At 61.2% G+C, this 19,626-nt stretch carries 22 protein-coding genes, 1 tRNA gene and 1 pseudogene; 12 read left to right on the top strand and 12 right to left on the bottom strand.

Going from position 1 to position 19,626, the window contains the following annotated elements; all coding sequences use genetic code 11:
• Positions 1-30: 30 nt before the first annotated feature.
• The 9 genes and pseudogenes from kdpC to QTL95_RS00930 form a co-directional block, all read right to left on the bottom strand.
• The gene (kdpC, locus tag QTL95_RS00970) at positions 31-600 is read right to left on the bottom strand and encodes a potassium-transporting ATPase subunit KdpC (RefSeq protein WP_289718090.1); all 570 of its coding nucleotides are present in this window, start codon (positions 598-600) and stop codon (positions 31-33) included.
• A 12-nt stretch (positions 601-612) separates the two neighbouring features.
• Positions 613-2,700 (bottom strand): potassium-transporting ATPase subunit KdpB, encoded by a 2,088-nt coding sequence (kdpB, locus tag QTL95_RS00965; protein ID WP_289718089.1) that lies wholly within the window; start codon positions 2,698-2,700, stop codon positions 613-615.
• A gap of 42 nt (positions 2,701-2,742) precedes the next feature.
• On the bottom strand, positions 2,743-2,898 hold the full coding sequence (locus QTL95_RS00960) for a hypothetical protein (RefSeq protein ID WP_289718088.1): 156 nt from the start codon (positions 2,896-2,898) through the stop codon (positions 2,743-2,745).
• Positions 2,899-2,906: 8 nt separating this feature from the next.
• On the bottom strand, positions 2,907-4,610 hold the full coding sequence (gene kdpA / locus QTL95_RS00955; protein WP_289718087.1) for a potassium-transporting ATPase subunit KdpA: 1,704 nt from the start codon (positions 4,608-4,610) through the stop codon (positions 2,907-2,909).
• Between the two features lie 48 nt (positions 4,611-4,658).
• The gene (gene kdpF / locus QTL95_RS00950; RefSeq protein ID WP_289718086.1) at positions 4,659-4,748 is read right to left on the bottom strand and encodes a K(+)-transporting ATPase subunit F; all 90 of its coding nucleotides are present in this window, start codon (positions 4,746-4,748) and stop codon (positions 4,659-4,661) included.
• Between the two features lie 446 nt (positions 4,749-5,194).
• Positions 5,195-5,847, bottom strand: a pseudogene (locus QTL95_RS00945) (CDP-alcohol phosphatidyltransferase family protein).
• Entirely contained in the window at positions 5,844-6,233 is a 390-nt protein-coding gene (locus QTL95_RS00940; protein ID WP_289718184.1) for a hypothetical protein, read from the bottom strand. Before QTL95_RS00940 ends, QTL95_RS00945 begins: the two are co-directional and overlap by 4 nt.
• Positions 6,233-7,183, bottom strand: a complete 951-nt coding sequence (locus QTL95_RS00935) for a phosphatidate cytidylyltransferase (RefSeq protein ID WP_289718085.1) — start codon at positions 7,181-7,183, stop codon at positions 6,233-6,235. Before QTL95_RS00935 ends, QTL95_RS00940 begins: the two co-directional genes overlap by 1 nt.
• A complete protein-coding gene (locus QTL95_RS00930; RefSeq protein ID WP_289718084.1) occupies positions 7,180-7,824 on the bottom strand; it encodes a lysophospholipid acyltransferase family protein in 645 nt (214 codons plus the stop codon). The genes QTL95_RS00935 and QTL95_RS00930 overlap by 4 nt, the downstream gene beginning before the upstream one ends.
• Before the next feature lie 194 nt (positions 7,825-8,018).
• On the opposite strand from QTL95_RS00930, the gene QTL95_RS00925 reads away from it, so the two are divergent.
• A complete protein-coding gene (locus QTL95_RS00925; RefSeq protein WP_289718083.1) occupies positions 8,019-8,333 on the top strand; it encodes a DUF6074 family protein in 315 nt (104 codons plus the stop codon).
• A 221-nt stretch (positions 8,334-8,554) separates the two neighbouring features.
• Here QTL95_RS00925 and QTL95_RS00920 read toward each other — a convergent pair.
• Positions 8,555-8,644 (bottom strand) — tRNA-Ser (locus QTL95_RS00920).
• 317 nt (positions 8,645-8,961) lie between these two features.
• Here QTL95_RS00920 and rplU point away from each other — a divergent pair.
• The 4 genes from rplU (at position 8,962) to QTL95_RS00900 (ending at position 10,929) form a co-directional block, all read left to right on the top strand.
• Positions 8,962-9,279, top strand: a complete 318-nt coding sequence (gene rplU / locus QTL95_RS00915) for a 50S ribosomal protein L21 (RefSeq protein WP_007528566.1) — start codon at positions 8,962-8,964, stop codon at positions 9,277-9,279.
• 34 nt (positions 9,280-9,313) lie between these two features.
• Entirely contained in the window at positions 9,314-9,583 is a 270-nt protein-coding gene (gene rpmA / locus QTL95_RS00910) for a 50S ribosomal protein L27 (protein WP_004127267.1), read from the top strand.
• 129 nt (positions 9,584-9,712) lie between these two features.
• Positions 9,713-10,345, top strand: coding sequence for a GNAT family N-acetyltransferase (locus QTL95_RS00905; protein WP_112533200.1), 633 nt, complete (start codon positions 9,713-9,715; stop codon positions 10,343-10,345).
• Positions 10,342-10,929, top strand: coding sequence for a GNAT family N-acetyltransferase (locus tag QTL95_RS00900; protein WP_289718082.1), 588 nt, complete (start codon positions 10,342-10,344; stop codon positions 10,927-10,929). The genes QTL95_RS00905 and QTL95_RS00900 overlap by 4 nt, the downstream gene beginning before the upstream one ends.
• A gap of 41 nt (positions 10,930-10,970) precedes the next feature.
• On the opposite strand, the gene QTL95_RS00895 is transcribed toward QTL95_RS00900, so the two are convergent.
• On the bottom strand, positions 10,971-11,837 hold the full coding sequence (locus QTL95_RS00895) for an endonuclease/exonuclease/phosphatase family protein (protein WP_289718183.1): 867 nt from the start codon (positions 11,835-11,837) through the stop codon (positions 10,971-10,973).
• Between the two features lie 80 nt (positions 11,838-11,917).
• Here QTL95_RS00895 and obgE point away from each other — a divergent pair, with 80 nt between their 5' ends.
• The 7 genes from obgE to modC all read left to right on the top strand — a co-directional run bounded on the left by obgE (position 11,918) and on the right by modC (position 19,083).
• Positions 11,918-12,997, top strand: coding sequence for a GTPase ObgE (gene obgE / locus QTL95_RS00890; RefSeq protein ID WP_289718081.1), 1,080 nt, complete (start codon positions 11,918-11,920; stop codon positions 12,995-12,997).
• Positions 12,990-14,159: a glutamate 5-kinase gene (gene proB / locus QTL95_RS00885; RefSeq protein WP_289718080.1), complete on the top strand. Its 1,170-nt coding sequence runs from the start codon at positions 12,990-12,992 to the stop codon at positions 14,157-14,159. Before obgE ends, proB begins: the two co-directional genes overlap by 8 nt.
• Positions 14,152-15,435, top strand: a complete 1,284-nt coding sequence (locus tag QTL95_RS00880; RefSeq protein WP_289718079.1) for a glutamate-5-semialdehyde dehydrogenase — start codon at positions 14,152-14,154, stop codon at positions 15,433-15,435. Before proB ends, QTL95_RS00880 begins: the two co-directional genes overlap by 8 nt.
• Positions 15,436-15,472: 37 nt before the next feature.
• Positions 15,473-16,066, top strand: a complete 594-nt coding sequence (locus tag QTL95_RS00875) for a nicotinate-nucleotide adenylyltransferase (protein WP_289718182.1) — start codon at positions 15,473-15,475, stop codon at positions 16,064-16,066.
• Between the two features lie 395 nt (positions 16,067-16,461).
• Positions 16,462-17,247: a molybdate ABC transporter substrate-binding protein gene (modA, locus tag QTL95_RS00870; RefSeq protein WP_289718078.1), complete on the top strand. Its 786-nt coding sequence runs from the start codon at positions 16,462-16,464 to the stop codon at positions 17,245-17,247.
• A 70-nt stretch (positions 17,248-17,317) separates the two neighbouring features.
• Positions 17,318-18,019 carry a molybdate ABC transporter permease subunit gene (gene modB / locus QTL95_RS00865; protein ID WP_289718077.1) on the top strand — a complete coding sequence of 234 codons (702 nt, stop codon included), beginning with the start codon at positions 17,318-17,320 and terminating at the stop codon, positions 18,017-18,019.
• Positions 18,016-19,083 carry a molybdenum ABC transporter ATP-binding protein gene (modC, locus tag QTL95_RS00860; protein WP_289718076.1) on the top strand — a complete coding sequence of 356 codons (1,068 nt, stop codon included), beginning with the start codon at positions 18,016-18,018 and terminating at the stop codon, positions 19,081-19,083. Before modB ends, modC begins: the two co-directional genes overlap by 4 nt.
• Here the strand turns inward: modC and QTL95_RS00855 are convergent, their stop codons facing one another.
• Complete coding sequence (locus QTL95_RS00855) at positions 19,084-19,461, bottom strand: winged helix-turn-helix domain-containing protein (protein WP_289718075.1); 378 nt, start codon at positions 19,459-19,461, stop codon at positions 19,084-19,086.
• Positions 19,462-19,626 lie beyond the last annotated feature (165 nt).

Here is a 19,626-nt window from a genome sequence, read left to right as displayed (position 1 = left end):
CGAGTACGCAGGCACCCGGGGACTTTCAGCCTAGTCAGACATAGAAGCATCGAGCGAGCGGTTCAATGCCAGAACATTGACGGTCGGTTCGCCCAGAATACCGAGTTCACGGTGGTGCGTGGCGGCGTCGACAAGCGATCTCACCTTTGTCTCATCCAGGCCGCGGGCCTTGGCGACGCGGGATATCTGGAAGTAAGCGGCGTCAGGGGAGATGTGTGGGTCGAGGCCGCTGCCGGATGCCGTGACGAGATCGATCGGAACGTCTGCCGTCGGGTTCGACGCCATGGCGGCTTCGTAGTCGGTTCTGACGCGGTCAATCAGCTTCTGGCTGGTCGGGCCTAGGTTAGAACCGCTGGAGGCGGCGGCGTTATATCCGTCACCGGCGGCCGATGGGCGCCCATGGAAATATTTTTCACTGGTGAAGGCTTGGCCTATGAGAGCCGACCCGATGACCTTGCCATCCTGCTCTATCAGACTGCCGCTCGCCTGGGTCGGAAACAGCGCCTGGGCGGCGCCAGTCATTGCGATGGGATAGAGGAGGCCCGTGATGGCGGTGGTGGCGAGGATCATCACGACTGCCGGGCGAAGTTCTTTCAACATTGTGGGTACTCCTTAGGCGAGGCCAATGGTGGTGATCAGCATGTCGATCGCCTTGATGAAGACGAACGGGACGATGATGCCGCCAAGGCCGTAGATCAGCAGGTTGCGGGACAGAAGCGCGCCGGCGCCGATCGGCCGATAGCGTACGCCTCTCAGCGACAGCGGGATCAGCGCGATGATGACAAGCGCATTGAAGATGATGGCCGAGAGGATGGCGCTTTGCGGCGACGAGAGACCCATGACGTTCAGGGCCGACAGCTGCGGGTAGAAGGTCAGGAACATCGCCGGAATGATCGCGAAATATTTGGCGATGTCGTTGGCGATCGAGAACGTCGTCAGCGCCCCGCGGGTCATCAGCAACTGCTTGCCGATCTCGACGATCTCGATGAGCTTTGTCGGATCACTGTCCAAATCGACCATGTTGCCGGCTTCTCGGGCCGCGACCGTGCCGGTGTTCATGGCGACACCGACGTCGGCCTGCGCCAGGGCCGGCGCATCGTTGGTCCCGTCGCCGCACATGGCGACCAGCTTGCCCTTGGCCTGCTCCTCGCGGATCAGCGATAGCTTGTTCTCGGGTGTCGCCTGCGCCAGGAAGTCGTCGACGCCGGCCTCGGCAGCGATCGCCGCGGCGGTCATAGGGTTGTCGCCGGTGATCATCACGGTTCGGATGCCCATGCGGCGTAGTTCCACGAAGCGCTCGCGGATGCCGCCCTTGACCACGTCCTTGAGCTGGATGACGCCGAGCAAGCGTCCGTCGCGGGCGACAGCGAGCGGCGTACCGCCCGACTTGGCGATCTCGTCGGAAATGGCCTGCAGTTCCCTGATCGTGTCGGTGTTTGCGCGAAGGGCGATGGCGGTGTTGCCTGATGTCGCCGTGGAGCCGGCGCCGACATAAGCGAGGACGGCATCGACCGCGCCCTTGCGGATGGAGGAGCCTTCGATATCGACGCCGCTCATGCGCGTCTGCGCGGTGAAGGGCACGAAGGCGGCCTTGATGCTTGCCATGTCGCGGCCGCGGATCGCGTATTTCTCCTTGGCGAGAACGACGATCGAGCGGCCTTCCGGCGTCTCGTCGGCCAGCGATGCCAGCTGCGCGGCATCTGCCAGTTCCTGCTCGCTCACACCGGCAACGGGACGGAAGGAGGTTGCCTGGCGGTTGCCGAGTGTAATCGTGCCGGTCTTGTCGAGCAGCAGAGTGTCGACGTCACCGGCTGCCTCGACCGAGCGGCCGGACATGGCGAGGACGTTGAAACGAACGAGACGATTCATGCCGGCGATGCCGATCGCGGAGAGAAGTGCGCCGATCGTCGTCGGGATAAGCGTGACGAAGAGGGCGACGAGGATGATGATCGGGATCGATCCGCCGGCATAGATTGCAAAGCTCGGGATGGTCGCCGTGGCGAGCACGAAGATCAGCGTCATTCCCGACAGCAGGATGTTCAGGGCGATCTCGTTCGGGGTCTTTTGGCGTTCGGCGCCTTCGACAAGCGAGATCATCCGGTCGAGGAAGGTCGAGCCCGCGGCGGCGGTGATGCGAACCTTGATCCAGTCGGAGAGCACCTGCGTGCCGCCGGTGACGGCGGAACGGTCTCCGCCCGACTCTCGGATGACAGGCGCCGATTCACCCGTTATCGCCGCTTCGTTGACTGACGCCACGCCTTCTATCACTTCACCGTCGGACGGGATGATGTCGCCCGCCTCGACGAGCACGAGATCGCCGACCTTCAGGCTTGTGCCGGGAACGAGCCGGTGGCCGCTGCCATTGTTGGCGGTCAGAAGTTTCGCCTGCGTCTCGGTGCGGGCCTTGCGCAAAGAATCTGCCTGCGCCTTGCCGCGACCTTCGGCAACGGCTTCGGCGAAGTTGGCGAACAACACCGTGAACCAGAGCCAGAGGTTGATCTGAAACGAGAAGCCCAGATTGCCGCTGCCGGTTAAGAGGTCGCGGATGAAAAGGATGGTCGTGAGCGTCGAAACCGTGGCAACCACGAACATGACGGGGTTTCTGGCAAGTGTGCGTGGATCGAGCTTTTTGAAGGCGGCGCCCACGGCGGGAATGAGGATGCGAGAATCAAGGATGCTCGCGGATTGTGCCTGGCTCATAAGAGGCTCCAGCTTGAATAGAGGAGGGTGATCGGTCTGCGATCAGCCGTGTAGAATCCTGAAGGCGGCGAGGATGACGAGGAGGCCGGCCATCATGATCAGAATGATGTCGGAGCCGCGCGTCATCCTTCCGGCGTCACGCCCCGGCGAACCGGGACGTGCGTTGAGGGATTTGCGAAGTCGGTGACGAAGGATCATGCTTCACCTCAAAAGGTTTGGCCGGCGATCATGACGAGGTGCTCGATCACGGGTCCGAGCGCCAGGGCCGGGAAGAATGTCAGGCCGCCGACGATGACGATCGTGCCGGTCAGCAGGCCGACGAACAGCATGCCGTCGGTCGGGAAGGTGCCTGCCGAAGCCGGGACCGTTTTCTTGGCGACCAGCGAGCCGGCGATTGCGAGCGCCGGAATGATCACCAGGAAACGACCGGCCAGCATGCCGATGCCGAGCGTGATATTGTACCAGGGCGTGTTGCCGGTAAGGCCGCCGAAGGCCGAACCGTTGTTGGCTGCCGCCGAGGCGTAGGCGTAAAGGATTTCCGAGAAGCCGTGCGGGCCAGCGGTCCCGATCGAAGCGACGGCGGAGGGAAGCACGGTTGCGATCGCCGTGAAGATCAGCATCGCGGCCGGAAGGCAGAGAATGGCGAGAACGGCCATCTTCATTTCCTTGGCCTCGATTTTCTTGCCAAGATATTCCGGCGTGCGCCCGACCATGAGACCGGCAACGAAGATGGCGATGATGACGAACAGCAGGATGCCGTAGAAGCCGGCGCCGACGCCACCGACGATCACTTCGCCGAGCTGCATGTTGATCAGCGGGATAAGACCGCCGAGCGCGGTGAAGCTTCCATGCATGGCATTCACGGCGCCGCAGGACGCGGCCGTGGTGATGACGGCGAACAGCGACGACATCGAAATACCGAACCGGACTTCCTTGCCTTCCATGTTGCCCCCCTGCAGGCCAAAAGCGTGCATCAGCGGATTACCTGCGGCTTCCGCCCAATAGGTCACGCCGACGCCGATGACGAACAGAATGCCCATCGTGGCGAGGATCGCCCAGCCTTGGCGCTGGTTGCCGACCATGCGGCCGAAGACGTTGGTGAACGCGGCGCCGATCGCGAAGATCGAGAGCATCTGGATCATGTTCGAGATCGCGTCCGGATTTTCGAAGGGGTGAGCCGAATTCGCGTTGAAGAAGCCGCCACCGTTGGTGCCGAGCATCTTGATGGCAAGCTGCGAGGCGACGGGCCCCAGTGCGATCGTCTGCCTGGCGCCCTCGAGCGTGGTCGCATCGACATAAGGACCGAAGGTCTGAGGGACACCGAGATAGACGTAGACTAGTGTCAGCACGATGCAGATCGGAAGCAGCACATAGAGCGTGCTCCTGAACATATCGACCCAGAAATTGCCGATGGCCTTGCCCGATGCGCGTGAAAAGGCGCGGATGAGCCCGATGGCGATGGCCATACCGGTTGCTGCGGAAACGAAGTTCTGCACGGTCAGGCCGGCCATCTGGGTCAGATAGGACATGGTGCCTTCGCCGCCGTAGTTCTGCCAGTTGGTATTGCTGACGAAACTGACGGCGGTGTTGAAGGAGAGCTCCGGCGGAACGGCCGCCATGCCTGCCGGATTATAGGGCAGCACGGCCTGCAGGCGCATCAGCGCGTACAGGAAGAGGACGCCGAGCAGATTGAACATGAGCATCGCGAATGCATAGGACGTCCAATGCTGCTCTTCGCGTTCGCTGGTGCCCGCCAGCTTGTAAAGTCCGCGTTCGATCGGAACGAGGACGGGTGAGAGAAATGTGCGCTCGCCTGTAAAGACGCGTGTCATGTAACCGCCGAGCGGTTTGACGAGCATGATGAGGATCCCGCAAAACAGCAGGATCTGGAGCCATCCGTTGAGGGTCATGGGAAGTAACTTTCAATACCCGATTGATTCAGCTGCGCTCGGCGCCGGTCAGAAGCGTTCGGGACGAACGAGAGCGTAGGTGAGGTACACCGCGAGGAAGGCGGTGACGGCACCACTGATGATATAGTCGAATGTCATGGTGCTTCTCCGGTTAGAGCCGGTCGCAAGCTTTGGCGTAAGCAAAGCATGCCGCGAAAAATAGGATCGCCGTGGCGAGGAGAATGATGTCCATCATGATCGTGACTCCGGTTTGTTGACGTTGGAGTCAGACAAGACGAAGGGCGCCATCGCTGGGATGGCACCATTCATGCTTTCTGGCGCGGAGAGTGGAAGTTTCTCTCGGACATCAATATGCGGCCGAAGCGCATAAGCGTTCGAGACCGACCGCGGCGCGCGGATATAAAAATCTTATAAATGAAGGGAAGAGAAAAATGCCTCGCCGAAGCGAGGCTAGTCCAGGGTCGCTTCGGGGAAAACAGAAGCGACGCGGCCTTTTCTATTGTCGACATCACCGTCTGCAAAGCGCACTTTTGTCATTTCCGGTACGCCTTTGTCACATAGGCGTGCCGCAGATCCGGAATTTGCTACCTTTGTGAACCGGCATCCTTGAGGCGCGCGACAAGATTGCCCCCGCGTCGCAGGGCTGTGAAGCCGGCGCCGATCGCGATAATCCAAAGCGCGACGGTCAGGATCTCGTTGCGGCCATTCCAGAGAGGCTCCAGCAAAGAAATGACGGCGGCGGCCGTGATCGTCGCCATGCGATGCTGCTTGGCCATCGGGCCGGAAAAATCACTCGGGTTGCCGGTGGCGCGTCCCAGTTCCCTGGTGTAGGCGGTCAGCACGGCGAAGGTCGCTGCCGCCCAACCCAAACCGGGCAACCCGATGCCATAGCCTGCGCCGGCCAGGATCAGGATATCGGCGATACGATCAGGGAACTCGTTCCAGAAGGGCCCATCCGCGGCGCCCTTTCCGCCTTCCACCGCAACCATGCCATCGAACAGATTGCAGAGCAGGCGCATCTGGCAGAACGCGGCCGCGAGCACGAGCAGCAGAATACGGGCAAGGCCATATTGCTGCCCGGCGAGAAAGAAGGCACCGCCGCCAGCGCCGCGGCGACCATGCTCGCCTGCGAAATCTGGTTCGGCGTCACGGATCGCGTTGCCAGCCATTGGGCGATGCGTCTTGCCCATTGCGTGTCTCGGCTTGCCAGCGGTCGGCGATCTCCGGATTCGGTCATTGTCTGCGCCTCCTTCGGGTCAGGGAATAGCTGTAGGCCGTTGCGTAGCTGGTGGAAACGGCGAGCGGCACGGCGATCGTTTTGAGGATCTCGGGCGTTCCGCTCAATGCATGGATCAGCACCAGGATGGTGGTGGAAGCGATGCAGGCGATCAGCGGTGGCGCCCAAAAGGGGGCGGATCCATCAAATTTTCCAGCGAGGAATTCGACCGCCTTCTTGAGGAACAGAGTGAGGCAGGCCGACAGTCCACCTTGGACAAGGCCCGCCAATCCGGCGCGCAAGGCTGAATGATCGCGGTTGGCGAAGACGGCCCAGCCGCCCATCGCGACGAAGGCAAAGAGCACATGGGTGATGCTGCTGGCCGCAATGCGCCTTATCGTTTCCATCAGGCGGCCGACCACCAATAGCGCACGATATGGAAGAAGATCGGTGCGGAGAAGACGACCGAGTCCAGACGGTCGATCAACCCTCCATGTCCCTCGATCAGATGGCCCCAATCCTTGACGCCCCGATCGCGCTTGATGGCGGACATGACGAGGCCGCCGAAAAAGCCCATCAACGTGATGATCAGCGCGAGAAGGCCGGCCTGGAAGGGCGTGAAAGGCGTTATCCACCAGAGTGCGGCACCAATCAGCGTGGCGCTTGCGATTCCTCCGACGAAACCCTCCACCGTTTTCGAGGGCGAAAGGTTGGGAGCGATCTTGGTTTTGCCGAACAGCTTGCCCCAGACATATTGTAACACGTCGCTCATCTGCACGATAATGACGAGAAAGGCGATCAAGAGCACGTTCCGACCTTCATAGCCGGCGATTTCAAGCGTCAGCAGCGCCGGCACGTGCGAGGCGCAGAAGACGCAGATCATCAGGGCCCACTGCACCTCGGCGATGCGCACGAGAAAGCGCTCGGTATCGCCGCGCAGAACCGAGATGATCGGCATCAGCAGGAAGGCGTAGACGGGGATGAAGATCGAGAAGATGCCATACTGCTTGAACCAGAGCAGTCCGTACTGGATCGGCAGCACAACGAAGAAGGCGGCGGCGAGGGCCCAGTGATCGGCCCGCTTGGTGTTGGTAAGCGTGATGAATTCGCGCAGCGCCGCGAAGGAGCAAAATCCGAACAGGACAAGAATTCCGACGCGGCCGGCGATAAAGGCAAGTCCGATCAGGATGACCATGACCCACCACGCCTTGATACGCGCATTCAGGTTTTCGATGGCGGAGTTCGCGTGATCCGGAGACAGACGCCGTTGCAGGACAAAGCCGATCGCCGAGGCGACCACGAGGACCGCGACTATGCCGAGGACCAGTGTCCAGAGATCGGAGTCTGCCGCGTTCATTCGCCACCGCCTGCGTGCTTGGGGGATAGATGCAGCAGCGCCTGCCGCGTTCTTTCGAGAAAGGCTTCCTTGGTTTCGCCGGACGCGATCGTCATCGGGCTGCCGAAGGTGACGGTGCAGATAAGCGGGATCGGTACGATCTCGCCCTTCGGCATGACCCGGTTGAGATTGTCGATCCAGACGGGAACAAGCTGGATATCGGGCCGTGCGGATGCCAGGTGAAACAGCCCGCTCTTGAATGGCAACAGCAGTGCATCAGTCTGATTGCGCGTGCCTTCGGGAAAGAGGATGAGCGAGGAGCCGGCATCGATCGCGTCCGTCATGACGGTAATCGGATCGGCCGTGCGCTTGTCGCGGTCGCGCTCGATCAGCACCGCGCGAAAAACGTCGCGGCCGATGAATCGGTTGATCGACGACTTCAGCCAATATTCGGCACCCGCGACCGGCCGCGTGCTCTTGCGCAAGGCCGGAGGCAGAACCGCCCAAACCAGGATGAAGTCGCCGTGGCTGCAGTGATTGGCGAAATACACGCAGCGCCCCGACGGCGCACCTTCGCCCGGCCATATCGCGCGCACGGCCGTTATCGCCCGCGCGAAAATCACGATAGCCGCCCCAACCGGCTTCGCCAGCAGTCTCTGCATTCCCAGCAACCCCCACCAACAGATTAAAATGTTAGCGGCAATCGCCGAACTTCGAAAGTCCCCGCGACCTGTGGATGCAATTTCCCTGCGGCGCCTCTCTCGATTTGGCACGGCATCCTAGGTTTCGTGGCGCGACGGAGGAAAGCGTTAACCATGGTCCGGTACTGATGAGGTCAGTGTAACGGAACGAGTCGATGTCAGTACAGTCAAACAAAGCCCCGAAGACAATGACCTCAAGCGGAATCGTCCTTTTCCCGGTCGCTTCGCGCGCCGGCGATATCGAGCGCTGCGCCGCCGAGCTGGACAGCCGGCACGGCGAAGAAGCCGTTCGTTTCTGGAAGACGGAATGCCGCCGCTTGGCCGACGAGTTGACAGGGCTCGGTCTCTCGGAAGCTGATATGCGTCGTCAGGTCATGACGTTTCAGGCCGAGGTGCAGACCGCACTGGTGCATCGCCATCAGGCGCGCGCCATCGCCGAAAGCCGCAGCGGCCGCGCCGTCAAGCGTTGATACACAGCTGTCGATTGAGTCTGTCGGGATGGTGGGCCGACGGAACTCGGCAAAACGGGCTCATGTCTCCCCAACATTCATGATCGACGGACTTGCGCCGCCCGACATGAACTGCGGTGATGCCATGGAGGCTTGGACCGAGAAGCTGATTTAGGCCGGATTGGAGACGTTTGTAGCCCTTCGAGCGCGGGTCTAAGCGCGGTCTGCGGAAACTTGGAAAATGGCGGAGAGGGTGGGATTCGAACCCACGATACGGTTGCCCGTATGCCGCATTTCGAGTGCGGTGCTTTCGACCACTCAGCCACCTCTCCGCTTGAGCATGATGACGCGTTGGTCAGCGCGGGCTGTCTCATAGCGAGAGTTTGCCGGGCTGGCAAGTCGGAATCTCAAGGCATTTCATCCTTTTGTCATCCTTTTACCTTGACAGTTTTTTTGCGCTCGCGTATCTGCGCAACCCAATAGGTGTGGATAAGTCTGCGCCTTGTCCGTCCTGCGCCTGCGTGGGACATCACCGGCAGCCAGAATTCCTGGGCAAAAGCCCTGAAATCCCTGCTCAACACAGACTGATAAAAAGACGGCCGCCTGTTTTGACGCGGGCCGAGCCGGAACGAACATGAAAGGATAAAAAATGTTCGCAGTCATCAAGACCGGCGGTAAGCAGTACCGTGTGGCGGCAAACGACGTGCTGACCATCGAGAAGCTTGAAGCAACCGCTGGCGACGCAATTGAATTCACCGAAGTCCTGGTCATCGGCGAAGGCGCCGACGCTGCGATCGGTGCTCCCTTCGTCAAGGGCGCTTCCGTCAAGGCCGAAGTGGTCGAGCACAACCGCGGCAAGAAGGTCATCGCCTTCAAGAAGCGCCGTCGTCAGAACTCGAAGCGCTCGCGCGGCCATCGTCAGCACCACACCGTTGTCCGTATCACGGACATCGTGGCTGCCAAGTAAGATCACGGGACTTAAGGTTTAAAGGAGAACTCCAATGGCACACAAAAAAGCTGGCGGTTCGTCGCGCAACGGTCGTGATTCCGAATCCAAGCGCCTTGGCGTGAAGAAGTTCGGCGGCGAAGCCGTCATCGCAGGCAACATTATCGTGCGTCAGCGCGGTACGCAGTGGCACCCGGGTTCCAACGTCGGCCTCGGCAAGGATCACACGATCTTTGCTCTCACCGCCGGCAATGTGAACTACCGTACGAAGGCCAACGGCCGCGTATACGTATCCGTGATGCCGAAAGCGGAAGCAGCGGAATAAGCCGGTAGCGCTTTATAGCAGCCGGTGTCTCATCGACCCGGCTGAGCGTACCAGGTTCAGTCAAGAAAAAAGGGGAGATGGGGCACCACCCATCTCCCCTTTTTCTTTACCTTCAAGGAGGACTGAACCATGCAAGGCGAATTGTTACGGAGAGACCAGAGGTCTCCCGAAGAACGGCTGAGGCCGGAACGGTTAAGGACCGATTGCCCCGTCTTACTGTCGGAAAGGCTCGTCATGCGCGCGCCGCACGAAGAAGACATCGACGCCCTTGCCCATCTCGCCAACAACGCCAAAGTCGCCACAATGGTGTCGCGCATGCCGCACCCGTATACGGCCAATGATGCCGCCGACTTCGTGCGACGCACGAAAAATGGCGAGATTGGCAAGTGCGTCTATGCGATTACCAAAGCCGAAAACGGCGCCTTCATCGGTTGCTGCGGGATCGAGCCGCATCTGGACGGTCGCACCGTCGAGATCGGTTACTGGCTGGGGGAACGTTTCTGGAATCAGGGCTATATGACCGAGGCATGCCATGCCCTGGTCGACATGGTCTTCCGCACGCGGCAGGATATCGAGCAGATCGATGCCCGTTGCCGGGTGATGAACATTGCGTCGCGGCGGGTCATCCAGAAGTGCGGCTTCCAGTTTCAGGGATCGGGCCTTGCCGCCTCGCTCGCGCTTGGCAGCAACGTTCCAGTCGAATGGTATCGGCTTGATCGCAAGACCTGGATGTCGCTCAGAAGCTGGGGGAGTGTCTTATGAACGCCCTCGATCTTCAGCGACCCCGGGTCCAGGCCGCAACGGCCGGCAGTCTGCCTGCCATCGTCACCGAACGGCTGACGCTGCGGCCGCACCGGCTCTCCGATGCCGATGCCATCGCGGAATCGCTCTCCGATTTCGCGGTGACGCGGATGCTTGCGCGGGTGCCCGCACCCTACGACAGGCAGGATGCGCTGGACTGGCTGGTGCCGGTTACCGCGCGCGGTGCACGTGACTGGCAGTTTGCGATTACTGATGGCGACGACGCCCATATCGGCGTCGTTTCGATCGAGCTGCGGCACGGCCGCTGGCACCTTGGCTACTGGCTGAACCGCTACTATTGGCGGCGCGGCTACATGAGCGAGGCTGTCGCGGCGACGCTGGAGCGGTTTTCACGCCGGATGCCCGAGACCACGGTGCATTCGGGCGTGTTCGCCGACAATCCCGCGTCGCTCCGGCTTCAGGAGAAGCTCGGCTTTCGCATGACCGGTTGCAGCGAGGTCTACAGTTTTGCGCGCAACACCATGGTCACGCATGTCGAGACGATGCTGAAACCTGGCGCCCTGCAGCTGCCAAGGAGCGCCTGACGAAACAAGAGCGTCTCCGGCTTTTGCTGGGGGCGCTTTTCTCAACCGTCGATTTCAAGCCAGACGGGAAAATGGTCGGATCCCATTGCTGTGGTATCGACGCTTGCGGATTTCAGCCGGCGCTCGAGGCCACAACTGACAAAGATGTAATCGAGATGCATGCGTTTGCCGGGATCCACGGGATCCATCCAGCTATAGCTATCAGGGGCGTAAGCCATCAGCGCCGCAAGCGCGTCGATCGGGGTGCCGATCCGTGCGGTGCGGCCGTAGTAGCCGTCGCTGGCGCCGGCGAAGCTGCAATATTCGGGCGATTCCGGCAGCATGTTGAAATCGCCCATGACGACATAGTCTTCCGGCAGCGGCAGGTCTTCGATGCCGAACTCCGTGGCTCCGGTGACCGATCCGCCTTCATGCGTGAAGGCGTTGATGCGGTCGTTCAGATAGGCGAGTTGCCGGATACGCTCGTCGTTGGAAACATGGTCGAGGTGGACGGAGTAGACACGAAGCGCGCCGCCGGGAACATCGATCACCGCCTCGGTCGCGCCGCGCTGCAGGTTGAGCTTGGAGATGGTGCGGCTGCGCGGCAGGAGCAGGGTTCTGGTCGACAGGATCGGCCAGCGCGACAGGATCATATTGCCGAACTGCATGCGGGTGTTGCGTGGTGCCGGTGCATCGCCCATCCTGTCCACGTGCAGATCGCAGGCGGGTCCATACACCCAGAAATAGTCGGGGAACAGGGCCGCGAGGTCGGCCACCATGTCCGCATGGCGGTTTTTGGAGAAGCCGCGCGTCACCTCCTGCAACGCGATCACGTCGGCGCTTCGCACACTGTCGGCGATTCGTGCGAGATCGTAGAACCCGTCGAGACCGAAGCCGTACTGTATGTTATAGCTCGCAAACCTAACGATAATCTTTGACCTCCGGCTGAACGGCCTATATCGATCAGGCCGAGACGGGCGTCCAACTGACACCGAATGATGGAAGTAAAATGAAATTTCTCGACGAAGCAAAGGTCTATATCAAGTCCGGGAGCGGTGGCGCGGGTGCCGTCTCGTTCAGGCGCGAGAAGTTCATCGAATTCGGCGGTCCTGACGGAGGTGACGGCGGACGCGGCGGTGACGTCTGGGTTGAGACCGTCAACGGTCTCAACACGCTGATCGATTTCCGTTTCCAGCAGCACTTCAAAGCGACGATCGGCACCCACGGCATGGGCCGGAACCGAACCGGCGCCAATGGCGAGCATGTGACGCTGAAGGTTCCGGTTGGAACGCAGATATTCGAGGAAGACCAAGAGACGCTGATCTGCGACCTGACGGAGGAGGGGCAGCGCTATTGCCTAGCCCGAGGCGGCAATGGCGGCTTCGGTAACGCCCACTTCAAGACCTCCGTCAATCAGGCGCCGGATTGGGCCAATCCTGGCCTCGAGGGCGAAGAAAAGACGATCTGGCTGCGCCTGAAGCTGATCGCCGATGCCGGTCTGGTCGGTCTGCCGAATGCCGGCAAGTCGACGTTCCTCGCGGCCGTTACCCGCGCGCGTCCGAAGATCGCCAATTATCCCTTCACGACGCTGCATCCCAATCTTGGTGTTGCGACGATCGACGAGCGCGAATTCATTCTCGCCGACATTCCCGGCCTGATCGAAGGCGCGCATGAGGGCGTCGGCATTGGTGACCGGTTCCTCGGCCATGTCGAGCGTACGCGCGTTCTGCTTCATCTCGTTTCCGCGCAGGAAGAGAATGTCGGCAAGGCCTACAAAACGGTTAAGCACGAGCTCAGGGCCTATAGCGACGAGATTGGCGACAAGCCGGAGATCGTGGCGCTGTCGCAGATCGATATTCTCGACAAGGCGACGCTGACGAAGAAGACTAAGGAACTGGCCAAGGCCTGCGGCAGCACGCCTTACCAGATCTCCGCGGCAACGGGCATGGGCATGACCGAAGTGCTGCGCGCGCTGCGCGATATCATCGTCGAGGCCAATGCCGAGGCGAATATCCAGGAAAAGCCGGCCAGAGCGCCTAAGCTGCGTCATCGCGATATCGTCGCTGATGAGGATGAGGCCAATGACTAGCCTCAAAGCGCTTGGTAGCTATCGCAGGATCGTCATCAAGATCGGTTCCGCGCTTCTCGTCGATCGCAAAGCCGGCCTGAAGAAAGTTTGGCTGGACGCGATGTGCGCCGATATCGCGAAGTTGAAGGCCAAGGGTGTCGATATTCTCGTCGTGTCATCGGGTGCGATTGCGCTTGGTCGCTCGGTGCTCGATCTGCCGTCGGGCGCGTTGAAGCTCGAAGAAAGCCAGGCGGCCGCAGCGGTGGGCCAGATTGCCTTGGCGCGCGACTGGTCGGAGAGCTTGTCACGCGACAAGATCGTGGCTGGTCAAATCCTTCTGACGCTCGGAGATACTGAAGAGCGTCGCCGCTACCTCAATGCGCGCGCCACGATCAATCAGTTGCTCAAGATCGGTGCGGTGCCGATCATCAACGAGAACGATACCGTCGCCACGAGCGAAATCCGGTATGGCGATAATGATCGCCTGGCGGCGCGCGTGGCAACGATGACCGGCGCGGACCTGCTGATCCTGCTTTCCGATATCGACGGCCTTTATACGGCGCCGCCGCATCTCGACCCCCAGGCGCGGTTCCTGGAAACGATCGCCGAGATCACGCCCGAGATCGAGGCGATGGCGGGCGGTGCGGCCTCCGAGCTTTCCAGGGGCGGCATGCGCACCAAGATCGATGCCGGCAAGATCGCAACGACCTCGGGCTGCGCAATGATCATCGCATCGGGCAAAACGGACGGCCCGCTTTCAGCCATCGAAAACGGCGCGCGCTCGTCGTGGTTCGCGCCTTCTGGCACGCCTGTGACCGCACGGAAGACCTGGATCGCCGGACAGTTGCAGCCTGCGGGCGAATTGCATGTCGACGATGGCGCCGTGACCGCGCTTGGAGCCGGCAAGAGCCTGCTTCCCGCAGGCGTGCGTAAGGTCGTCGGCTTGTTCAGCCGCGGCGACACCGTTGCCATCGTTGCGCCAAACGGGCGCGAGATTGCGCGGGGCCTCGCCGGCTATGACGCGGACGAAGCACGGCAGATTACCGGCCGCAAATCGGCGGAGATCGAGGCGATCCTCGGTTATGCCGGACGCGCCGCCATGATCCATCGCGACGACATGGTGATGACGTCGCAAGGAAAATCGAAATCGGAAAGGCCCAAGAAGGACGCAGCCCATGCTTGATACCGTTGCCCAGAGCCCTGATGTTGACGCGCTGATGAACGACATCGGCCGCAAGGCCAAGGCTGCTGCGCGACCGTTGGCCTTTGCCTCCACCGATGCGAAGAACCGAGCGCTGAACGCCATGGCGGACGCAATCCTTGCAAACAAGGACCGGATTCTCGCTGAAAATGCAAAAGATCTAGCCGACGTCTCCGGCACGGACATGCTCGCTTCCTTCATCGACCGTCTGACACTTAACGACGGGCGGGTGATCGATATGGCCGAGGGTATTCGCGCCATCGCGGCGCTGCCCGATCCCGTCGGCGAGATGATCGCCGCATGGGATCGTCCGAACGGGCTTAAGATCGAGCGGGTCCGCACGCCGCTCGGCGTCATCGGCGTGATTTTTGAAAGCCGGCCGAACGTGACGGCGGATGCGGGTGCGCTTTGCCTCAAGGCGGGCAACGCGGTCATCCTGCGCTGCGGTTCGGATTCGCGACGGTCTTCGCAGGCGATCCACGATTGCCTTGTCGAGGGGCTGAAGGTTGCCGGCCTACCCGAGCATGCGATCCAGTTGGTGCCGGTCGCCGACCGGGCTGCCGTCGGCGCCATGCTGCGCGGACTGGATGGTGCCATCGATGTCATCGTTCCGCGCGGCGGCAAGAGCCTTGTCGCGCGCGTTCAGAACGAGGCGCGGGTGCCTGTTTTTGCCCATCTCGAGGGACTGTGCCATATCTATATCGACGCTTCGGCGGATCTTGCGATGGCGCGTGATATCATCGTCAACGCCAAGATGCGCCGTACAGGCGTTTGCGGCGCCGTTGAGACGATCCTTGTCGATAGTTCTCTCGCAGAAGTCGATCTCTTGCCGCTTCTGGACGCGCTCTCGGGCGCCGGCTGCGAGGTTCGCGGCTCTGCCGCCGTGTTGAATGTGGCGCCTTCGGCAACACCGGCGACGGAAGAGGACTGGTCGACGGAATATCTGGATGCCATCGTTTCCGTTGCCATCGTGGACGGCATCTCGGGAGCCATCGCGCATATTCAGAAGTATTCCTCCAATCACACCGAAGCTGTCATCGCCGAGGATGCCGCCGTGGTGGCGCGCTTCTTCAACGAACTCGACTCCGCCATCCTGCTCCACAATGCCTCGACCCAGTTCGCCGATGGCGGGGAGTTCGGCATGGGGGCGGAAATCGGTATCGCAACCGGCAAAATGCATGCGCGCGGCCCGGTGGGCGTGGAGCAACTGACCTCGTTCAATTACCGCGTACACGGTACGGGGCAGACCCGGCGCTGATTTGACCAATATCGAAACCGACCGACTCTATCTTCGAATGCCGCATGCCGAGCGGGGGATGGTCGTCGGTCTGTTCGGTGGCTCGTTCAATCCGCCTCATCAGGGCCATGCGCTGGTCGCCGAGATCGCTATCAAGCGGCTGGGGCTCGACCAGCTCTGGTGGATGGTCACCCCCGGCAATCCGCTCAAGGAGCGCCGGGACCTGCTGCCGCTTGCCGAACGCATTGCACTGAGCGAGCGGCTGGCAAGGCACCCGGCGATCAAGATCACGGCTTTCGAACGCAATTTCGAAACGAGCTTCACTGCCGATACGCTGGCGCGCGTCAAGGCTCGCAATCCGCATGTGCATTTCATCTGGATCATGGGCGCGGACAGCCTGAAGACGTTTCACCGCTGGCAGAAATGGCAGGAGATCGCGCGGACTTTCCCGATTGCTGTCATCGACCGTCCTGGTTCGACCCTGTCGTTCCTCTCGTCGAAGATGGCCAAGACCTTCGATTTCGCGCGCGTCGACGAGGATGATTCCCGCGCTCTGTGGAAACGCCGGGCTCCGGCGTGGACTTTCATCCATGGGCCGAGATCCCGTCTGAGCTCGACCGCGATCCGCGCCAAAAACGTCGCTTCCAACTAAACTTGCTGATTGTTCATAAAGCAAAAGCCCGACGGGGGAGGATCCGTCGGGCTTTCTAAACTTGATCGACAACTGGGAGGAGGAGTGTTGCCGATCCATATCGAACGACTTTGGGAGGAGGAGATCGTCGTTCGATGAAGATGTTGTACCACAGATTCGGCGAGGAGAAACCCGTTGTGCTGCATTGCAGCAATGCGCTCGGTGCATGGTGGCCGCACCAGTCAGGCTAATCTGCTCGTTCTGTTGGCATTTCGACCTCTCGCGCTCCCCTATTCACAACTATGTGAACGGCGCGCAAGCGGTTTCGGTTGTGTTGTATTTCGTTGAACATATCGCTGGCCAAGTCGACGATCACGTTATATTTCTGAGAATATTTCGAAAATGGGGACTGAGGTATGATCAATCGTCGTCACTGGGTGAAGTTCGCGGCTGCGGCCGTATCGGTCGCGTTTCTGGGCACGGCTGCACTGCCTGCCATGGCTGCGGAAAAGGTCACAATCTTCGCCGCCGCCAGCTTGAAGAATGCGCTTGATTCCGCCAATGCGGCTTGGGCCAAGGAAAGCGGTAAGGAAGCCACCGCCTCTTACGCGGCGAGTTCGGCGCTTGCCAAGCAGATAGAAGGCGGCGCACCGGCCGATGTGTTCATCTCGGCGGATCTCGACTGGATGGACTACGTCGCCAAGAAGGACCTGATCAAGGCCGATACGCGCTCCAATCTTCTCGGAAATCGCATCGTGCTCGTTGCCGCCAAGGACAAGGCAAAGCCCGTCGATATCAAGCAGGACTTCGATCTCGCCGGCCTGCTCGGCGATGGGAAGCTGGCGATGGGCGAAGTCAAGTCGGTGCCCGCGGGCAAATACGGCAAGGCCGCGCTGGAAAAGCTTGGCGTCTGGTCCTCGGTCGAATCCAAGGTTGCCGGTGCGGAAAGTGTTCGCGCGGCGCTCGCGCTCGTCTCGCGCGGCGAGGCGCCCTACGGCATCGTCTACCAGACCGACGTGACGGCCGACCCCGGCGTCGCGATCGTCGGCACCTTCCCGGCTGAATCGCATGCGCCGATCATCTACCCGATCGCTATCCTTGCCGAGAGCAAGAACCCCGATGCCGCGGGCTATCTCGAATTCCTGAAATCGGAAAAGGCCGCGCATTTCTTCACCGAGCAGGGCTTCACCGTTCTGAAATGATTGCGCTTTCCCGGCCGGCATCCTAGCGTGGTGCCGGTCGGGGATGCTTTTACATGTGGGGATGATGGGCTTGGATGCACTTGGCCTGAGCAGCGACGAATGGACGGCAATTCTGCTCAGTCTGCGTGTTTCCGTTGTGGCGATGCTGGCTAGCCTCCCGTTCGGGATTGCGGTCGCCTTTTTGCTGGCTCGTGGACGCTTCTGGGGCAAGTCCGTTCTGAATGGCATCGTTCACCTGCCGCTGATCCTGCCGCCTGTCGTGACAGGCTTTATTCTGCTGGTTCTATTTGGTCGCCGCGGGCCGATCGGCGCCTTTCTTGACCAGTATTTCGGGATCGTCTTTTCGTTTCGCTGGACCGGCGCGGCGCTCGCCTGCGCGGTCATGGCATTTCCGCTGATGGTGCGCAGCATCCGCCTGTCGATCGAGGCGATCGATCGGAAGCTCGAGGAAGCGGCGGGAACGCTCGGCGCGGCGCCTCTTTGGGTTTTTTTGACTATTACGCTGCCTCTCGCCCTGCCGGGCATCATCGCCGGGATGATCCTCGCTTTCGCCAAGGCCATGGGCGAGTTCGGTGCGACGATTACCTTTGTTTCCAATATTCCCGGGGAGACACAGACCCTGTCGGCGGCGATCTATTCCTTCACCCAGGTTCCTGGTGGCGATGCCGGCGCTCTGCGACTGACGCTGGTCGCGGTCGCGATCTCCATGGCGGCTCTCCTGGCCTCGGAGTTCATGTCACGCGTCGTTGGCCGAAGGATCGAGCCTGAATGACGCTCGATGTCTTTGTAAAGCACAAGCTCGGGGCGTTTTCGCTCGATGCCGCCTTTACCTCGGAGCGCGGCATCACCGCGCTGTTCGGGCGCTCGGGATCTGGGAAGACGTCGATGATCAGGATCATTGCCGGTCTGACGAAACCCGACGAAGGACGCGTGGTGCTTGATGGTGAGGTGCTGACCGACACTACAAAGCGAACCATCGTGGCTAAGCACCGCCGGCGCTTCGGTTATGTCTTCCAGGAAGCGCGGCTGTTTCCGCACCTGAGCGTCCGCCAGAACCTCTCCTACGGGCGGTGGTTCGCTCCCCGCGGCAGTGCGACCGAAAGTCTGGACCGGATCGTTGGTCTGCTCGGCATCGAGGCCCTTCTGGAGCGCAAACCGCACCGTCTCTCCGGCGGCGAAAAGCAGCGTGTGGCGATTGGGCGGGCGCTGCTGTCATCCCCAAGGCTGCTGTTGATGGACGAACCGCTGGCGGCGCTTGATGATGCGCGCAAGGCCGAGGTGATGCCCTATTTGGAACGGCTGCGCGACGAGATGGATATTCCGATCGTCTATGTCAGCCACTCCATCGCCGAGGTCGTGCGCCTGGCCGATCAGGTCGTCGTCATGCGCGACGGCAAGGTCGAAGCGATCGGCGCGGCCACCGATGTGCTCAGCCATCCGCTCGCCGCGCTGGATCGCCGCGAAGCCGGGGCAGTGCTGACGGGGCGGGTGGAAAGCGTCGATGATCGCTTGGGGTTGACGACGATTGCCTTGAAGAGAGACAGCCTGCTTCTCCCTGGCGCGGTGGCACTCCCGGGAGCGCCGGTGCGCGTGCGCATTCCCTCGCGCGATGTCATGCTGGCGACCAAAAGGCCGGAAGGATTGAGTGCTCTCAATGTGCTGGAGGGCATAATTCTCGAGCTGACGCCGGCGGGCGATGCGACCGTCGATGTCAGAGTCGATTGCGGCGGCGATACGATTTCCGCGCGGATCACGGCCTTCTCTGCCGAGCGGTTGGCGCTGGTTGCCGGCATGCCCGTCTTCGCCGTCATCAAGACGGTGGCGCTCGAGCAGTAATCAGTCTTTGCCGTTTCCGTCGGGCGACTGATTGGCCCGCAGCCATGTCAGATCCTCCGCGAGCGCGACCCGTAGTGTCTGCTCCATATGCCTGAAACGGGCGAGCAGATCCTCGCCGAACGGCGTGACAGCGGCGCCGCCGCCTTTCTGGCCGCCGCGCTGGGAGGAGACGACGGGTTCCTTGAACATGGCGTTCATGTCGCTGACCAGCAGCCATGCACGGCGATAGGACATGTCCATGGCGCGGCCGGCAGCGGAGATCGAGCCGGTTTCCCTGATATGCTCCAGCAGTTCCATCTTGCCACGGCCAAGACGGTTGTCGTGCGGGAAGTCGATTCTCAAAATGGGTGACAGGCTTTTGTCTGCGGCGGTCTTCATGGGCGGCTCTTCGGACTTCTGGATGGCGCCGACACTTTACGCACCGGCGGATCGGCTGTACACAGCCCGCACCCGCGGAGTCGCACCGGCAATGCCTGTTCTCCGCCCAAATACGGCATTCATGCTTTGTGATCGGCAGCGTCTTGAAACGTTGATGATTCGGTG

This window comes from Rhizobium sp. S152 (genome assembly GCF_030380735.1).
Taxonomy (GTDB): domain Bacteria; phylum Pseudomonadota; class Alphaproteobacteria; order Rhizobiales; family Rhizobiaceae; genus Rhizobium.
The sequence above is the reverse complement of the archived record's forward strand: the minus strand, read 5'-3'. Positions and strand labels throughout refer to the sequence as shown.

Excerpts from the sequence above, each read along its gene's own strand:
- kdpC (WP_289718090.1), bottom strand. The coding sequence starts at position 600 with ATGTTGAAAGAACTTCGCCCGGCAGTCGTGATGATCCTCGCCACCACC.
- kdpB (WP_289718089.1), bottom strand. The coding sequence starts at position 2,700 with ATGAGCCAGGCACAATCCGCGAGCATCCTTGATTCTCGCATCCTCATT.
- QTL95_RS00960 (WP_289718088.1), bottom strand. The coding sequence starts at position 2,898 with ATGATCCTTCGTCACCGACTTCGCAAATCCCTCAACGCACGTCCCGGT.
- kdpA (WP_289718087.1), bottom strand. The coding sequence starts at position 4,610 with ATGACCCTCAACGGATGGCTCCAGATCCTGCTGTTTTGCGGGATCCTC.
- kdpF (WP_289718086.1), bottom strand. The coding sequence starts at position 4,748 with ATGACATTCGACTATATCATCAGTGGTGCCGTCACCGCCTTCCTCGCG.
- QTL95_RS00940 (WP_289718184.1), bottom strand. The coding sequence starts at position 6,233 with ATGGAAACGATAAGGCGCATTGCGGCCAGCAGCATCACCCATGTGCTC.
- QTL95_RS00935 (WP_289718085.1), bottom strand. The coding sequence starts at position 7,183 with ATGAACGCGGCAGACTCCGATCTCTGGACACTGGTCCTCGGCATAGTC.
- QTL95_RS00930 (WP_289718084.1), bottom strand. The coding sequence starts at position 7,824 with ATGCAGAGACTGCTGGCGAAGCCGGTTGGGGCGGCTATCGTGATTTTC.
- QTL95_RS00925 (WP_289718083.1), top strand. The coding sequence starts at position 8,019 with ATGTCAGTACAGTCAAACAAAGCCCCGAAGACAATGACCTCAAGCGGA.
- rplU (WP_007528566.1), top strand. The coding sequence starts at position 8,962 with ATGTTCGCAGTCATCAAGACCGGCGGTAAGCAGTACCGTGTGGCGGCA.
- rpmA (WP_004127267.1), top strand. The coding sequence starts at position 9,314 with ATGGCACACAAAAAAGCTGGCGGTTCGTCGCGCAACGGTCGTGATTCC.
- QTL95_RS00905 (WP_112533200.1), top strand. The coding sequence starts at position 9,713 with ATGCAAGGCGAATTGTTACGGAGAGACCAGAGGTCTCCCGAAGAACGG.
- QTL95_RS00900 (WP_289718082.1), top strand. The coding sequence starts at position 10,342 with ATGAACGCCCTCGATCTTCAGCGACCCCGGGTCCAGGCCGCAACGGCC.
- obgE (WP_289718081.1), top strand. The coding sequence starts at position 11,918 with ATGAAATTTCTCGACGAAGCAAAGGTCTATATCAAGTCCGGGAGCGGT.
- proB (WP_289718080.1), top strand. The coding sequence starts at position 12,990 with ATGACTAGCCTCAAAGCGCTTGGTAGCTATCGCAGGATCGTCATCAAG.
- QTL95_RS00880 (WP_289718079.1), top strand. The coding sequence starts at position 14,152 with ATGCTTGATACCGTTGCCCAGAGCCCTGATGTTGACGCGCTGATGAAC.
- QTL95_RS00875 (WP_289718182.1), top strand. The coding sequence starts at position 15,473 with ATGCCGCATGCCGAGCGGGGGATGGTCGTCGGTCTGTTCGGTGGCTCG.
- modA (WP_289718078.1), top strand. The coding sequence starts at position 16,462 with ATGATCAATCGTCGTCACTGGGTGAAGTTCGCGGCTGCGGCCGTATCG.
- modC (WP_289718076.1), top strand. The coding sequence starts at position 18,016 with ATGACGCTCGATGTCTTTGTAAAGCACAAGCTCGGGGCGTTTTCGCTC.
- QTL95_RS00855 (WP_289718075.1), bottom strand. The coding sequence starts at position 19,461 with ATGAAGACCGCCGCAGACAAAAGCCTGTCACCCATTTTGAGAATCGAC.